Origin of the sequence: Thiomicrorhabdus chilensis DSM 12352, assembly GCF_000483485.1 — a bacterium.
Taxonomy (GTDB): domain Bacteria; phylum Pseudomonadota; class Gammaproteobacteria; order Thiomicrospirales; family Thiomicrospiraceae; genus Thiomicrorhabdus; species Thiomicrorhabdus chilensis.
In genome coordinates, this window is sequence record NZ_KI519609.1 from 1,143,557 (window position 1) to 1,158,513 (window position 14,957).

15 protein-coding genes are annotated in these 14,957 nt (G+C 48.6%); 3 read left to right on the forward strand and 12 right to left on the reverse strand.

The window, feature by feature from the left end; translation table 11 throughout:
- Positions 1-14 precede the first annotated feature (14 nt).
- Positions 15-1,133: a PP2C family protein-serine/threonine phosphatase gene (locus B076_RS0105445; protein ID WP_028486424.1), complete on the forward strand. Its 1,119-nt coding sequence runs from the start codon at positions 15-17 to the stop codon at positions 1,131-1,133.
- Positions 1,134-1,273: 140 nt separating this feature from the next.
- A complete protein-coding gene (locus B076_RS0105450; RefSeq protein ID WP_038150435.1) occupies positions 1,274-2,470 on the forward strand; it encodes a methyl-accepting chemotaxis protein in 1,197 nt (398 codons plus the stop codon).
- Positions 2,471-2,629: 159 nt separating this feature from the next.
- On the opposite strand, the gene B076_RS0105455 is transcribed toward B076_RS0105450, so the two are convergent.
- From B076_RS0105455 to metG, 11 genes are all read right to left on the reverse strand, one after another.
- Positions 2,630-3,424, reverse strand: a complete 795-nt coding sequence (locus B076_RS0105455; protein WP_028486426.1) for an RMD1 family protein — start codon at positions 3,422-3,424, stop codon at positions 2,630-2,632.
- 236 nt (positions 3,425-3,660) lie between these two features.
- Positions 3,661-3,948: a hypothetical protein gene (locus tag B076_RS12185; RefSeq protein WP_038150436.1), complete on the reverse strand. Its 288-nt coding sequence runs from the start codon at positions 3,946-3,948 to the stop codon at positions 3,661-3,663.
- Between the two features lie 114 nt (positions 3,949-4,062).
- A complete protein-coding gene (locus B076_RS0105465) occupies positions 4,063-4,494 on the reverse strand; it encodes a DUF1841 family protein (protein WP_028486427.1) in 432 nt (143 codons plus the stop codon).
- Positions 4,495-4,504: 10 nt separating this feature from the next.
- On the reverse strand, positions 4,505-5,137 hold the full coding sequence (nth, locus tag B076_RS0105470) for an endonuclease III (protein ID WP_028486428.1): 633 nt from the start codon (positions 5,135-5,137) through the stop codon (positions 4,505-4,507).
- Between the two features lie 31 nt (positions 5,138-5,168).
- Positions 5,169-5,933: an electron transport complex subunit E gene (locus tag B076_RS12190; RefSeq protein WP_084205715.1), complete on the reverse strand. Its 765-nt coding sequence runs from the start codon at positions 5,931-5,933 to the stop codon at positions 5,169-5,171.
- Complete coding sequence (rsxG, locus tag B076_RS0105480; protein ID WP_028486429.1) at positions 5,926-6,567, reverse strand: electron transport complex subunit RsxG; 642 nt, start codon at positions 6,565-6,567, stop codon at positions 5,926-5,928. The genes B076_RS12190 and rsxG overlap by 8 nt, the downstream gene beginning before the upstream one ends.
- Positions 6,568-6,578: 11 nt before the next feature.
- Positions 6,579-7,613 (reverse strand): RnfABCDGE type electron transport complex subunit D, encoded by a 1,035-nt coding sequence (locus B076_RS0105485; protein WP_028486430.1) that lies wholly within the window; start codon positions 7,611-7,613, stop codon positions 6,579-6,581.
- Positions 7,614-9,791, reverse strand: a complete 2,178-nt coding sequence (rsxC, locus tag B076_RS12195; protein ID WP_051347195.1) for an electron transport complex subunit RsxC — start codon at positions 9,789-9,791, stop codon at positions 7,614-7,616.
- On the reverse strand, positions 9,788-10,339 hold the full coding sequence (gene rsxB, locus B076_RS0105495; protein ID WP_028486431.1) for an electron transport complex subunit RsxB: 552 nt from the start codon (positions 10,337-10,339) through the stop codon (positions 9,788-9,790). The genes rsxC and rsxB overlap by 4 nt, the downstream gene beginning before the upstream one ends.
- Positions 10,336-10,914, reverse strand: coding sequence for an electron transport complex subunit RsxA (rsxA, locus tag B076_RS0105500; protein ID WP_028486432.1), 579 nt, complete (start codon positions 10,912-10,914; stop codon positions 10,336-10,338). The genes rsxB and rsxA overlap by 4 nt, the downstream gene beginning before the upstream one ends.
- A gap of 41 nt (positions 10,915-10,955) precedes the next feature.
- The gene (gene metG, locus B076_RS0105505) at positions 10,956-13,028 is read right to left on the reverse strand and encodes a methionine--tRNA ligase (RefSeq protein WP_038150441.1); all 2,073 of its coding nucleotides are present in this window, start codon (positions 13,026-13,028) and stop codon (positions 10,956-10,958) included.
- A 270-nt stretch (positions 13,029-13,298) separates the two neighbouring features.
- Here metG and B076_RS0105510 point away from each other — a divergent pair, with 270 nt between their 5' ends.
- Positions 13,299-13,610: an STAS domain-containing protein gene (locus B076_RS0105510; protein WP_028486434.1), complete on the forward strand. Its 312-nt coding sequence runs from the start codon at positions 13,299-13,301 to the stop codon at positions 13,608-13,610.
- Between the two features lie 165 nt (positions 13,611-13,775).
- Here B076_RS0105510 and apbC read toward each other — a convergent pair whose 3' ends face one another.
- The gene (gene apbC / locus B076_RS0105515) at positions 13,776-14,900 is read right to left on the reverse strand and encodes an iron-sulfur cluster carrier protein ApbC (protein ID WP_028486435.1); all 1,125 of its coding nucleotides are present in this window, start codon (positions 14,898-14,900) and stop codon (positions 13,776-13,778) included.
- Between the last annotated feature and the right edge of the window lie 57 nt (positions 14,901-14,957).

The following is a 14,957-nucleotide window of genomic DNA, read 5'->3' on the forward strand; positions in this document are numbered from 1 at the left end:
AAAAAAGGTGAAAAATGACTGCAAAGCCTTATTTGTTGGCGGTTGATGACGAGCCTATTAATCGTTTTGTTCTAGAAGATTTACTTGAAGAACTTTATGATTTGACCCTGTTGGAAAATGGGCAGGCCTGTCTAGACGCGGTGAGTTTACGCAAACCCGACCTAATTCTATTGGATATTACTATGCCGCATATGGACGGTTATGAAGTGTGTCGTCAACTCAAAAGCCGGATTGAAACACGCGATATCCCGATTATTTTCTTGACCGCAAAGGTGGAGGCGGCAGACGAGAAAAAGGGCTTTGATTTGGGGGCGGTGGATTTCATCACCAAGCCTTTTACCGAATCGTTATTGCTTGCCAGAATTGGAACGCACTTGAGTTTGTCGGAATCCCAAAGAAAACTTGCTGAACAGAACTCAGAGCTTAAGAGGGAACGCACCTATATCGAAGACATTATTTTGAAAATGCGCGACGATGCAAAGTTTGTTCATGATTCCCTCAATTTTGTGATGACACCACTGAACCGCACCAATGGCGATTTGGTGTTGTCTTCCAAAACGCAAAGCGGCAAACAGTATCTATTGATTGGCGACTTTACCGGGCACGGATTGCCGGCGGCACTGAGCGCTCCCTTGGTGTCGGCGCTGTTTTATATGCTGACTGAACAAGAACGGTCTCTGCAGGAGATTCTGCTTAAGCTCAACTACGAACTCTGTCATAAAATGTCCGCGGAAATGTTTATGGCTGCACTTTTGGTTGAATGGCAGGTGGATCAGAAGCAAATAACGGTCTGGAATTACGGCATGCCCGATCTGCTGCACTACCGTGGCCACCAGCTTGTCCAACAGGTGCCTTCCAGCAGCTTTGCGTTGGGTATTCAAAAGGATTTGTCTGCGGTTTCTTCAGCTGTTCTTCAGGTTGAGGAGGGCGATCATTTGTTTGCCTATTCCGATGGCGTGGTCGAGTCGCGTTCAGTCGAAGGTGAGCTGTTTGGCTCTCAGCGTTTGCAAAACCTGTTGGCTGAGTGCTTACAGCAACAACGCCAATTGGCAAGTATTCAACAGGCGGTCAATGACTTTGCTGGAGATTCGGGATTAACCGATGACATTACTCTGGTGCATCTTCAGGTTTGATTCCAGGCTGATTTATCTTTCTCAAGGTTTTAAGTGTTTAACTGAATTAAGTTGGCTAGGATATTGCTTTAACCCAGCTAACTTAATTCGCTTTAAAAATACGTCTCTATCATCGATGGGGAATACAGGAAAAACCGGTTATGATTTCATTTGATTTTAGCAAGCCCAGCATTCTTAGAAATATGTTTCTGGCGTTTATGTCTTTCGGTATTGCGATGGGCATCATTTTCCCATTTTTCGCGAACCTGTTCGTGGAATGGAAAGACGGCATGCTGGTTTGGTTTATTCTTTCCTGCATTATTGCCGGAATCAGTATTGGGTTGTTCAACTTCTGGCTGTTGAACAAGATGTTGTTGCAGCGCCTAAAACGTATTGGTGAAGTGGCTAATGCCATCAGTAACAACGACATTTCGCATAAATGTGTGATGCAGAGCAATGACTTTATCGGCGATATGGCCATGAGTTTTAATCTGATGGCGCAAAATCTTCGCACCATGATCAAACGCATTGCCGATGTTTCCGAACACCTCAATCAGGCTTCTTCGCAAATGGTCAGTGTCAGTGAATCCACCCAGGCGGGTCTGGATCAACAGAAACGCGATACGCATAATGTGGCCTTGAGCATGGAGCGTATGAATGAGGCGGTCATCGACATGTCCAAACATGCTTTGGAAGCCTCCAATGCCGCCAATGAGGCCAACGCCGAAACCCGCAAAGGCTCTGATGTCGTACATAACACGGTCGAGGCGATCGGTAAGTTGGCGGAAGAGGTTGAGCAGGCCGCCGAAGTCATCAAAAGTTTAAGACAGGACAGCGAAACCATCGGTACGGTTTTGGATGTGATCAAGGACATTGCAGAGCAGACCAATCTTTTGGCGCTCAATGCGGCTATTGAGGCGGCGCGAGCCGGTGAGCACGGTCGTGGATTTGCTGTGGTGGCCGACGAGGTCAGAATCCTAGCGAGCCGAACTCAGGACTCCACCAAAGAGATTGAAGTGACTATTGAACACTTGCAGCTTGCCGCCCAGCAGGCTGTCGGGGTGATGAACCGAGGCCGTGAACAGGCCAATCAGAGTGTTGAACAAGCGCACCAAGCGGGCACTTCGCTTAAGGCGATCGATTCAGCGGTGAGCACCATTAACCAGATGAACAGTCAGATTGCCAGTGCCTCCGAGAATCAGCGCAGGCAAGCCGAAGAGGCCAATGCCAGCATTGAGAAAATCAGTGATGTGGCGGAAGAGGCTGCAAATGGAGCGGCAAAAACGTTCGATTCTAGTTCTCAGGTAGGCGATTTGGCCAGACAGTTGAGCAAACTCATCAGAGAATTCAAAACCTGAGTTTGACTGAATTCTTGAATTGCAGGTCAGCGTTCGGCATTTTTTGCCGATTGTGACCGTCACTCCTGCCAGAACCAGTGAATTCAACCGGTTGCGACGATGTGTGGCAATCGGTTTTTTTGTGGTGTTCAACCAGGCCTGTTGATTCCTGGCCGAATCTTAAATGTAACCCAGCAAGTCATGAAATATGGTCACAAATACCTCGAAGGTGATCAGCCAGATGATGATCCATTCCAGCAAAGAAGAGTGCTTATGCTTCTGTTCTTCGGACATCATTTCAAAGAGCTCGTGAATGGTTTCCAGTTTTTTACTGAGTACCTCGATTCTCTGCTTTATCTCAAGATAGTCGGACACTGTGCCATACAGGCTATCGAGTTCAGGGTTTTCCCAAAAAAAGTCGGGCACATCCAATAGGTCGTAATTCAGCATGATATTGCTTTTGCTGATAAACAGATGCCCTCGCAGCTTGGAGAGTGCTTTAGCGGACAGTTTGGACTTGCCGGTGTCAGCAATGTTTTTGGGAATATAAGCGGTGTCATTGATGGTGTTCTGAACCTGGAACTCAAAATGCGCTAATTTGGTGGATTGCGCCAGTCCGTGGGAGAGCGCTAAACGGACCAGCGGCTCGTCACGATTGAGTGATATATGGTCATTTTTGATGCTGAGCGCGTGTCCGTCGCTTGAGAAGGTAAACTCATCCTCAATCAGCTGCATGAGGATTTGATTGCTAAACGACGTGAGTTTTTCAAGCAGATCATGGCGATCGTAGGGGTCGACATTCCAAAATACCACCACGCCGTAGTCAAATATATAGACGTCGCCGTGTTTCCATTTGAGTTCTATGACATTGCGGAAACGCTTCGAGTCATAATGCTGATTCAAGTGGGTGTGGAGTTCATTAAATTCAAAGTTGGCGCAATAGCATAGGGTATAGATCAGATTGCTTTGGGGCATGTTGTGTGTCTCTTAGTAGACTCGGCTTGCTGAGCCGCAGGATGTAAAGGAAAATTACAACGCTATTAGATGCCATTTTCAGTCAGAGATAAAGTGTTTTGCAGTGCGCAGGATGATAATTATTTGGCAAGCTTCTGAAAGACCACAGGGGCGAAAAAAATTTGGAAGTCCTGCACGTGGTGTTGATAGGAAGAGCGCACGCCAAAACAGGCAGGCCTGTCTGTTTTGGCTGGAGCTTATTGATTTCCTTTAGAGCCATGCGGGTTATTAGGATCACTAGAATCATTAGAGCCACGCTCTGTTTGCTCTTGTGCTGAGTTTTCGGCCTGTTGTTTGTATTTGTTGAGCAGGTTTTGCGTGTAGCGGAAAGAGAGCCATAAGGCCGGGAAAGTGACGGCAAAAGTAAAGAGAGTCGTCATCAGGCTGTTTAGAAGTGTTTGCCCTTGATAAATGACCAGACCGCCGACCACCAAACTGATGAGCAGACTGTTTCGAAGGGCGCGTTTCATGGGTGAAAGTTCCATTGGAATTTCCTGTTTAAGTTATTGTTTATATGTGGTTATTTTGATTTTTACTTATGGTTGATCGGATGGTTTTAAGTTTGAGTTCTTCATGGCACGTTGATTACTCAGCCAAAATTATTTGATCAGCAAACTCTGCAGGCAGCGCAAATAAGCACTTTCGTCGGGTTCAGTCTGATCACGTTGCGCCTGCCAAAGTGATTCCGCCAGACAATCCATCATCGCATGCTCGGTGGCCATGACGTCTCCAAAACGTTCGCCAAGCTGCTGATAGACGGCCTGAATTCCCTGGGGTCGGTCAAGTGCCACCTGTTCCTGGAGCGCCAAATGCATGCCCATGTGCAAAAACGGATTGGTTTCACCGTCTTCGGGTTTGTATTCATTGCCCAGGTGTTTCTCATTGTTGAGCATGGCATGATATTCGGGATGCATCTCAATGACTCTGGCCACCATCTGTTCCATAGCGTCCATTGGTTGACCGGTGCGTGCCTTATTCCAAGTGTCGGCATAAAATTGGCGAAGTCGATCTCTTTCGGAGGTGTAAAACATAAGGGTTCTATTACTCGGTTTTGTCTTTGTATTCACATAAATCGTAGATGCAACAGGCGCCACATCTTGGTTTGCGCGCGGTACAAGTGTAACGGCCATGCAAAATCAATAGATGATGCGCCGGAATCAAGTATGCCTTGGGAACGAACTTGAGCAGGTTTTTTTCCACTTCCAAGACGGTTTTTCCCGGAGCCAGTTTGGTTCGGTTGGAGACGCGGAATATGTGGGTGTCTACCGCCATGGTCGGCTGCCCAAAAGCGGTGTTGAGCACTACATTGGCGGTTTTACGGCCGACACCGGGCAAGGCTTCGAGATCTTTTCGGTTATCGGGCACCTGAGAATCGTGCAAGTTCACCAACATCTTGCAGGTTTTGATAATGTTCTCGGCTTTGGTATTGAACAGACCGATGGTTTTGATATAGGTTTTTAATCCCTCTACGCCCAAAGCGTAAATGGCCTCAGGGGTGTTGGCGACCGGAAACAATTTGGCCGTGGCGATATTGACGCCTTTATCGGTCGCCTGAGCAGAGAGGATCACGGCAATCAGCAATTCGAAGGGTGTGCTGTAGTTCAGCTCCGTTTCCGGCTCCGGAATGGCGGCGCTCAAGCGTTCAAATATTTCTAGTCGTTTTTGTTTATTCATGGCCGGTTTTTCTGTGAGTTTAAAGCAGATCCTAGTTCAGATGCCGTACTGAATTGACGGCGATTTGAATGTTAAGCTGATTCTGTTGTTTATTGGTTTTTTTGGCATCCACATAGTTTTTGAATGCAATCAATAGACCCAGTCCGATAAAGGCGCCAGGTGGCAGAATGGCAAGCAACACACCTTGATAATGTTCTCCAAAATCGATTGTCCAGCTGCGGGCGTTTTCGCCGAACATCAAATAGGCCTGGTCAAACAATGTGCCGTTGCCGATGATTTCACGCATGGCTCCCAGCAGAACCAGAATGAACAGGAAACCAAGCCCCATGAAGAATGCATCGACAATGGCTTTGTCCACAGTGTTTTTCGAGGCGTAGGCTTCAGCACGACCCAATATCGCACAGTTGGTTACAATCAGCGGGATGAATATCCCCAAAATGCCATGCAATGTATGGAAGTAGGCGTTCATCAGAAGGTCAATGATGGTCACCGCGGTGGCAATGATGGCGATGAATACCGGGATGCGGATCTCGTCGGACACATGGTTTCGGATCAGCGAGACCAAAATATTGGAAGACATTAGAACCAGCAAGGTCGCCAGGCCGAGTCCTAAGCCGTTTACAGTATTATTGGAGACCGCCAGCAGAGGGCACAGCCCAAGCAGTGCAACCAGCGCTTGGTTGTTGTTCCATAAACCGTTCTCGGCGATTTTACGGTAGTCTTGCCAGGCGCTCTGTTGAGAGGAATTTGTGGGAGTTTCAGCGGGAACTTCTTGGCCCTGTGCAATGTCAGTCATAGAGCGTCTCTCCTTGTTGATTGATCCATTTCAGGGTTCGTTTGACGGCTCCGACGACTGCACGCGGCGTGATTGTGGCGCCGGTAAACTGATCAAAATCTCCGCCGTCCTTTTTAACCGCCCAGCGAGGATCGTTATCCTCACGCAGATTGCGACCGTCGAACTCCAGTATCCATGGGTTTTTAGCAATTTCAATTTTGTCCCCCAGCCCCGGGGTCTCTTTGTGTTTAAGTACGCGTACACCTGAAATACGACCATCGGCTAAGACGCCAATCAGTAAATGTATTTGACCACTATAACCGTTTGGTGCGATGGCGGTGAGTATGACCCCTACAGGCTTGCCAGCTTTGCGTGCCCGATAGAGCGTAACGACTTCGTCGCTGCCCAGTTGTTTCAAAGAGCCTGAGTCTTCAATGAGAAGGGTGTCTTGAATTGGATTGTTGTCATATAAATCAACCGGTAAGACTTCATCGAAGGTCGACAGCAGGGTTTGTTTTTCCGCTTTGGCGACCAGCGGATCGGTGAGGGCCTTGACCGCCAATAATAAAATGACGCTGACGACGACAAACAGGCTTAATTTGACCGCCGAACGAAGACTGGTTTTAAGAATATTGGGGTTGTTTGATGATTTCATGGCACCAAGACTCATCGGTTATGACCAAACACACGGGGCTGAGTGTATTGATCGATTAGCGGTACCGCAATGTTCATCAACAGGATTGCGAAGGCGATCCCATCCGGAAAAGCCCCCCAATTACGAATAACGTAGACCAGAATGCCGATGCCGCAGGCGTAGATCAACTTGCCACGAGGCGTGGTGCTGGCAGTGACTGGATCGGTGATGATGAAAAACGCCGCCAACATGGTTCCACCTGTCAGTAAAACAAAATCGACAGGCGGGTAGGTGGCCGGGTCAATCTGGTTGAATAGCAAACTGATTGCAGCAAGGGAGCCAAGGAAGCCGACCGGGTATTGCCAGCTGATGACACCCGAGTAAATCATCCACACCCCACCAAGCAGAAACGCGACATTGATCCATCCCCAGCTACTTAAGCCCCATAGGGAAGAGAGCGCACTGTTATTTAGGGTGTCCTGGACGCTCAAGCCTTGTGACAGACCATTACGCACTTCATTGAGCGGGGTCGCGCCGGTATACATATCCATAGAGAGTCCGGGTATTTGTCCGGTGAAAATCACCTGGGCAGACTGAAGCAGATTCAGGGCTTCACCGGTGTATTCTATTGGCAAGGCCCATTGGGTCATTTGTACAGGGAAGGAAATTAACAGAAACGCATAACCGAGCATCGCCGGATTGAAGGGATTGTATCCAAGTCCACCGTAAAGGTGTTTTCCGAAGGTCAGTGCAAAGGCACTTCCGGTGACAATGACCCACCAAGGGGCTTCAGGTGGAATGCAGAAAACCAGTCCCGTTATGGTGATCAGCGCGCTCATGTCGGAAATGAAAGGGAGAACTGGACGCCCGCGTAATTTAAGCATGACGTACTCCACCACCAAGGCCGTCGCCACCGCCAGCATCCATTGAATGGCAATGCCGAAGCCAAACAGGTAAATATGGGCGATGAGTGCGGGCAGGGCAGCAATCTGTACCTGCAACATCACCTTGCGGACACTTTGATTGTTATGCGTATAGGGGGAGGAAGACAGTATCGATTGACTCACTTAGGTGTTCTCCTGGTTATCCGCAGCTTGATTTTTTTCAGCTTGTCGTTGTTTGGCTCGTTTCCGTGCGGCTTCCATCGCCTTTTGACGTTTGTCGGAGTTTTCATCCTGCTGGTGCGTTTGGTTATCCGAACGCTCTCCAGAAGGTTTGTCTGAAGACACTTGATGGTCACTCGATGATACCTTGCGCTTTTTTGCGGCCGCTCTGGCCGCTTGCATTGCGGCTTTACGGGCCGCTTCTTTTTTGGAGGCCGTCGTCGCTTCGCTTGTCTGGGTCAGGTCTAGGCTAATTGCCTCAGCGGAGGGCTCTTTTGTGGGTGACGAAGACTCGGATTTGAGGTTTGTTTTTGCATCCTTGTTTGCAGGTTCACTTTGGGCTTTGACCTTTTGGGCACGCTTTTGAGCGGCTTTTTGGGCCGCCTGACGTGCTTTGGATTTGGCGTCGCCTGTGCTTGATTTCATGGATGCCGTCGAGCCTGCTTCCAGTTCGGAGTTTTGAGCCGCTTTCTTGGCCGCTTCAATCGCTTTCAAGCGTGCCGAAGGCATGGCTTTGTCAGAACCGGAGGATGGTTTGTTTCCTTTTTGCATCGCGCGTTTTGCTGCGGCTGCTCTGGCGGCGGCGGCCGCACCAGCAGCCTTTTTTGCCGGCGTTTTTTCTGATGAGTCTTCCGTTTTGGCAGCGGCCTGTTTGACCGCCTCTTTTTTGGCTTTCAAACGAGCCTCGCGCTCTTGTTTTTCACGCTCTATCCGTGCGAGTTTGAATTCATGACGCTGTTTGGCTAATTCTACGGCTTTTTCTTCGGCATGAATCGCTTTGATTTCCGATTTGGCGTGACGGTAATATTGCACCAGTGGAATGTGGCTTGGACAAACATAGCTGCAACAGCCACATTCAATGCAATCAAATACCTGAAGTTTTTCAACTTTGTCAAATTCATGCGCCTGACTATACCAATACATCTGCTGGGGTAAGAGGTTGACTGGACAGACATCCATGCACTCGCCACAGCGAATACAAGGCATCTGCATGTCAACTGGTTCAGGCGGGTTAGCTAACACGCAATTTGTGGTTTTCAGTACTGGTACTTCATTGCTTTTTACTTGAAAGCCCATCATAGGCCCACCCATGACCAAGGGATAGTCAAGTTTGACTTTGGGCTTGGCGGCCTGTGCGAGGCTATTGAAAGGCGTGCCGATCATGACATCCATATTGAAGGGTTTTTCAAGCCCTAATCCTGAAACGGTCACCAATCTTGACGTCAGAGGGTCGCCCAGCGAGACGGCTCGGTAGATTGCGGTTAAGGTCGCCACATTCATCATTAATAAACCGATATCAACGGCATGGGAATCATGCGGCGTCTCTATTCCTGTGAGTTCCAGGGTAAGCTGTTTTTGTCCACCCATTGGATAGACTGTTGCCACCTCTTTGATTTCAACGGATGTGGATGCGGCCGCTTTTTTCATGGCTTGAATCGCAGCCGGTTTATTGGTTTCGATGCCGCAAATGATGCGTTCTGCGCCCAAGGCTTCGGCGGTCAGCAAGGCGCCTTTTATGATGGCTTCGGCCTGGGTCTGCATCAAAAGGTCGTCACAGGTTATGAACGGTTCGCACTCGGCGCCGTTAATCAGTAGGGTATGGATGCGACCGCGCTCGTTTGGGAGTTTGGCGTAAGTTGGGAAGCCGGCTCCGCCCATGCCGACAATGCCCGATTTTAATAAAACGGATTTTAGCTCGACCGGGGTTTTGGGTAATGATCCATCGACCTCAAGGGCATTTTCAATGGCCTGGTTGGCCCCGTCCGGTTGTAAGATGATACAGACACCTTCCAGACCCGACGGATGTGCTAGAGTCGCCTCTTCGATAGCGATGATGGTTCCGGAGGTAGGGGCATGAATCGGTACACTCAGAGCCTTTTGAGGGTCTTTTGACGGTTTGGCCAACAGTTGGTTTTTCTTTACCTTGTCGCCAACCTGAACAATGGGGCAAGCGGGCAAGCCTACCTGTTGCTGCAAAGGTAAAATCAACTTTTCCGGTATCAGTTGTGGACGAATGGGTTGGCTGGCTGACAAGGACTTGTTGTAGCGTGGAAACACCCCACCATGGAAGCGATAAGCCCAACGTTTGGCAGACGGATAGATTTTGGACAATTGTTTGACGACAAGCATGAAAAAGTTCATCTGTCGTCCTCATTTAAAAAATTAGGTTCTGGCCATTTCCAGTCATTGGGCGTGACTTTTGGCGGGATCATATCGATGCAATCGACCGGGCAGACCGGAACGCATAATTCACATCCGGTGCACTCTTTCTCTATTACGGTATGCATCATTTTGGTGGCCCCAAGAATGGCATCGACTGGGCATTCTTTAATGCATAAAACGCAACCGATGCACAAATCCTCATTGATAAAGGCGACCTCTTTCTCTTTTGGTTCGGCCGCAGCCTCATCCATCGCCTTGGGTTCCAGTCCGGTGATTTCGGATATTTTAATCATCACCTCATTACCGCCGGGAATGCACTGGTTGATGTCGGCCTCTCGGTTGGCCACCGCCTCGGCATAAGGTTTGCAACCCGGGTAACCGCATTGCCCGCATTGGGTTTGCGGCAAGATTTTATCGATTTGTTCGGCTTCCGGATTGCCTTCCACCTTAAAGCGGATCGAAGCGTAACCAAGCAGTAGCCCAAACAGAACGGCCAGAGCGAGAAAAATGAGAATCGCTTCAATCATTTGACCAAACCACCAAAGCCCATAAAGGCCATTGACATCAATCCTGCAGTGATCAGGGCGATGGGTGCTCCTTTGAAAGGGGTAGGCACGTCGGAAGCATCGACACGTTCACGAATGGACGCGAACAGAATCATCACCAGGGTGAAGCCCATCGCAGCCCCGAAACCGTATACCGCAGATTCGATAAAGTCGTTCTTTTCACCGACATTCAGCAGGGCTACCCCTAATACCGCACAGTTGGTGGTGATCAGTGGCAGGTAGATTCCCAATACTTGGTATAAGGTTGGACTGGTCTTGTGAATGGCCATTTCAGTAAAGCCGACTACTGCGGCAATGGCAAGAATGAAACCAATGGTCTGCAGGTATTCGAGCCCGAAAGGTTGCAACAGATAAGTGAAAATGATGTAACTGAGTACTGATGACAATGTCATCACAAAGGTCGTAGCCAATCCCATGCCCAGAGCCGCATCGGTCTTTTTAGACACGCCCATAAAAGGGCAAAGGCCTAAAAACTTGACCAATACAAAATTATTAACCAGCACGGTGCTGATTAGAATTAGGATGTACTCTTGCATCATGGGCTCACTTTATAGGGTTTGGCTGAGTCAATTTTTGCCTACTTCACTCTCATGCCGGGTTGCGCGCCTTCGTCAGGAGAGAGAACGAACAAATCGCTTCCTCCTGGGCCTGCCGCCAATACCATGCCTTCAGACATACCAAAACGCATCTTGCGAGGTTTTAGATTGGCGACCATGACTGTCATTTTACCAATCAGCTGTTCGGGCTCGTAAGCGGATTTGATGCCGGCGAAAACCTGGCGTTGTTCAAATCCAATATCCAAGGTCAATTTTAGAAGTTTGTTGGCTTCTGGAACGGCCTCGGCATTGAGGATTTTAGCTACGCGCAAATCGATTTTAGCAAAGTCATCAATTGAGATTTCTTCGGCCAAAGGGTCTAAATCCGCTGCGGGTTGTTTGCTTTCAGACGCTGCTGGAGCCTGCGCAGTGAGAGTCTTTTTGGAGTCTTCGAGCATTTTGTCAATCTGGTCCATTTCTAGTCGTGTCAAAAGCGCATTGAACTTATTAATTGAATGCTGTTTAAGTGGTGTGGCCACGTCATTCCATTGCCAGTCATCAATATTTAAAAAGGCTTTCGCTTTTTCCGCCGTTTCGGGTATGACTGGAGCCAAATATGTCATTAGAACACGGAACAGATTGATGCCCAAACTGACCGATTCATGCAGTTCTGCCTCTTTGCCTTCCTGTTTTGCCAATACCCAAGGGGCGGTTTCGGCGATGTATTCATTGGCACGGTCAGCGAGCGCCATGATTTCACGCATGGCTTGACCATAATCACGCTGTTCGTAGAGTTGTGCGATCATTTCGGATTCATTGGCAAAACTCTCATAAAGAGACTGGGCTTCATCGGACCAGTTGCTGCTCAGTTGGCCATCGAATTTTTTGACCACAAAACCAGCACAGCGGCTGGCGATGTTGACCACCTTGCCAACCAGGTCGGAATTGACACGCTGTGCAAAGTCTTCTAGGTTGAGGTCGATGTCGTCAATTCGACTGGAGAGTTTGGCGGCAAAATAGTAACGCAAATACTCCGGATTCAGGTGGTCCAAATAGGTCTTGGCCATAATAAAGGTACCGCGGGATTTGGACATTTTTTGACCGTCTACCGTCAGAAAACCGTGCGCATAGATGGCGTCCGGAGTACGGAATCCGGCACCGGCAAGCATGGCGGGCCAAAACAGGGCGTGAAAGTAGATGATGTCTTTGCCGATGAAATGGTAGAGTTCGGCCTCACTGCCCGCTTGCCAGTATTCATCGAAATTCAGCCCGGATTTGTCGCAATAGGCCTTGAAGCTCGCCATGTAACCTACCGGCGCATCCAGCCAGACGTAAAAGTATTTATCGGTTTCACCGGGAATCTGGAATCCGAAATAGGGCGCATCTCGGGAGATGTCCCAGCCGCGAAGTCCCGCTTCGAACCACTCATCCAGCTTGTTTGCAATTTGCGATTGCAGGTGTCCCTGATGCGTCCAGTTCTTGAGCATCTCTTCAAAGTGAGCGAGTTCAAAAAACAGATGGTCTGTCTCTTTTTCAATCGGGGTCGCACCCGAAACTACGGATTTAGGATCAATCAGTTCGGTTGGGGTATAGGTGGCACCGCATACTTCACAGTTGTCGCCATACTGGTCTTCGGCTTTACATTTGGGGCAGGTTCCTTTAATGAAACGGTCCGGAAGAAACATCTCTTTTTCAGGGTCGTAAAACTGTTTGATGGTTTTACGGCTGATGTGGCCCTTCTCCTTCAATTGGTTATAGATGTAGCAGGCAAAGGCTTCATTTTCAGGCGAGTTGGTACTGTGGTAATGGTCAAACGCAATATTGAAACCGGCAAAGTCGGCTTGATGGTCTTGGGATGATTTGGCAATCAGCTCTTCGGGTGTTATACCTTCTGCTTGAGCGCGCAACATGATTGGTGTGCCGTGTGCATCGTCTGCACAAACGTAGGTACACTGGTGGCCGCGCATTTTCTGAAAACGTGCCCAGATGTCTGTTTGGATGTATTCGACCAAATGTCCCAGATGGATCGGCCCATTGGCATAGGGCAGAGCGCTGGTGATTAAGATTTTTCTTGGTGATGCATTGGTCACGTTGGCATTCGTTTTGTCAGACATCTTAAGGGAATCCATTTTCAATAATTAATGAGTCGGCTTGTCCACACTTTCTTGGTTTGAATGAAGTGTTTTAAATTAACCGAATATTATAGCGATTTTGTGGCTTGGGGTGTGTTTAATGTGAGCTTAAATGTAGGTTAATCTGAGTCGGTTATCCTTTTGTCTATTGGGGTTGCTTGTGTTTGCTACGTGTTTTTGCAGATACTGTTTGAATCCGTGTGGAGAGTCCTTTATCATGGATGAACTTTTAATTTATTGACGGGGCGGCAGGTGGCCATTTTTTGCAAGGTAACCGATCAGGTGGTGACGATTTCCATTGAGGGAAGTTTTGACGTGAGTTGTTATGATGCTTTTAATGAGCTCTATAAGCCCTATTTATCTTCAGTTGACAGTGTGTTTGTCATCGATATGGCGCAAACGACTTATCTGGACAGCTCTGCGTTGGGTATGCTTCTTTTACTGCGTGAACGAACCGGCGGCGTAAAAGGGCGCATACGAATTGTCAATGTCGGTGAGGCGGTGATGGAGATTCTTAAAGTGGCCCATTTTGATCAGCTTTTTAGTGTTGAAGTCAGAAGCTGAATGGAATTTCCCTTACGGAACCATAAAAAGGTTCGGTTGAAAGTAGAGGCAAGCTGATGACCAGGCCTGCTGGTTTTGAAAAAGCACGTTTTTACGTGCTTTTTTACTTTGAGGGGCTTTTAGGAAAGGAAGATTGAGTCTTGTCCTTGATTTGCCAAACGCTCTTTAGGTGTTTTGAATCACAATTTCCGGAAACAGGTTGCCGTAGTTGCGTTTGGTGGTGCCGATTTTAGCGCTGGTCCTGTGAGCGATGTCTCGGTATTTCTGTGCGATTGCGCTGCCGGGTTCAGCGGTGACAGTGGGTTTGCCCATGTCGGCCTCTTCGCGAATACGTTTATCCAGTGGTAAAGAGCCTAGAAAGTCCACTTTGTAGGTTTTGGCAAGCTCCTCCCCTCCATGCTCTCCAAAAATCGCTTCTTCATGTCCGCAGTTGCTGCAAATGTGGGTAGCCATGTTTTCAATCACGCCCAAGATCGGAATTTCAACCTTTTCAAACATTTTTAGGCCTTTTTTGGCGTCAATCAGTGAGACTTGTTGTGGGGTGGTGACGATGATCGCACCGGTGACAGGGATTTGCTGGGCCAAAGTCAGTTGAACGTCACCGGTTCCAGGAGGTAGGTCGATGACGAGATAGTCGAGTTCATCCCAATCGGTCTCTTTGAGTAGTTGCGTCAGCGTTTGGGTGACGATTGGACCGCGCCAGATCATGGGAGAGTCCTCTTCAATTAAAAAGCCGATCGACATGATTTGCAGGCCATAGGCGGTGACCGGCTTCATGGTTTTACCGTCTTCCGATTGTGGTTTGCTGTGGGTACCCAGCATGGTCGGGATGCTGGGGCCGTAAATGTCTGCATCTAGAATGCCAACACGGGCTCCTTCCTGCTGCAGTGCCAATGCAAGGTTGACACTGGTGGTGGACTTGCCGACCCCGCCTTTACCAGAAGCGACGGCAATAATGTTTTTGATGTTTTTCAGGGGCGTGGCGCCTTTTTGTACGTCATGAGCGACCACTTTGGTTTCCCAGTTGACCGTAACCGACTCGATTTCTTCAAGGCTGTCGAGCTGGTGTTTCAGGTTTTGTTTCAGTGCCGGCCAAAGACTTTTGCATGGAAAAGGTAGGCTGATTGTCAGGCTGAGCTGCTTTTTTTTCAGCTGAAGCTCGCTGACTGATTTGAGGCTAAGCAGGTCTTGTTGGCTGACGGGCTCAATGGTTTGTTTAAGCCGATTTTCGATTTCTGTTTGTAACTCTTCAGAAATCCCGTTACCAAAAAGTTTATTGAGTAGTCCCATCGCTTTGCGTCCCTTGGTTGAAGTGTGGTTGGTCATGCTAGAACCAAAGTGCAGATT

What these genes read in the sequence shown, in the direction of transcription:
- B076_RS0105455 (WP_028486426.1), bottom strand. Translation starts at nt 3,424, where the DNA reads ATGCCCCAAAGCAATCTGATCTATACCCTATGCTATTGCGCCAACTTT.
- rsxA (WP_028486432.1), bottom strand. Translation starts at nt 10,914, where the DNA reads ATGCAAGAGTACATCCTAATTCTAATCAGCACCGTGCTGGTTAATAAT.
- rsxC (WP_051347195.1), bottom strand. Translation starts at nt 9,791, where the DNA reads ATGAACTTTTTCATGCTTGTCGTCAAACAATTGTCCAAAATCTATCCG.
- nth (WP_028486428.1), bottom strand. Translation starts at nt 5,137, where the DNA reads ATGAATAAACAAAAACGACTAGAAATATTTGAACGCTTGAGCGCCGCC.
- metG (WP_038150441.1), bottom strand. Translation starts at nt 13,028, where the DNA reads ATGTCTGACAAAACGAATGCCAACGTGACCAATGCATCACCAAGAAAA.
- B076_RS0105465 (WP_028486427.1), bottom strand. Translation starts at nt 4,494, where the DNA reads ATGTTTTACACCTCCGAAAGAGATCGACTTCGCCAATTTTATGCCGAC.
- B076_RS0105450 (WP_038150435.1), top strand. Translation starts at nt 1,274, where the DNA reads ATGATTTCATTTGATTTTAGCAAGCCCAGCATTCTTAGAAATATGTTT.
- B076_RS12185 (WP_038150436.1), bottom strand. Translation starts at nt 3,948, where the DNA reads ATGGAACTTTCACCCATGAAACGCGCCCTTCGAAACAGTCTGCTCATC.
- B076_RS0105445 (WP_028486424.1), top strand. Translation starts at nt 15, where the DNA reads ATGACTGCAAAGCCTTATTTGTTGGCGGTTGATGACGAGCCTATTAAT.
- rsxG (WP_028486429.1), bottom strand. Translation starts at nt 6,567, where the DNA reads ATGAAATCATCAAACAACCCCAATATTCTTAAAACCAGTCTTCGTTCG.
- rsxB (WP_028486431.1), bottom strand. Translation starts at nt 10,339, where the DNA reads ATGATTGAAGCGATTCTCATTTTTCTCGCTCTGGCCGTTCTGTTTGGG.
- B076_RS12190 (WP_084205715.1), bottom strand. Translation starts at nt 5,933, where the DNA reads ATGACTGACATTGCACAGGGCCAAGAAGTTCCCGCTGAAACTCCCACA.
- apbC (WP_028486435.1), bottom strand. Translation starts at nt 14,900, where the DNA reads ATGGGACTACTCAATAAACTTTTTGGTAACGGGATTTCTGAAGAGTTA.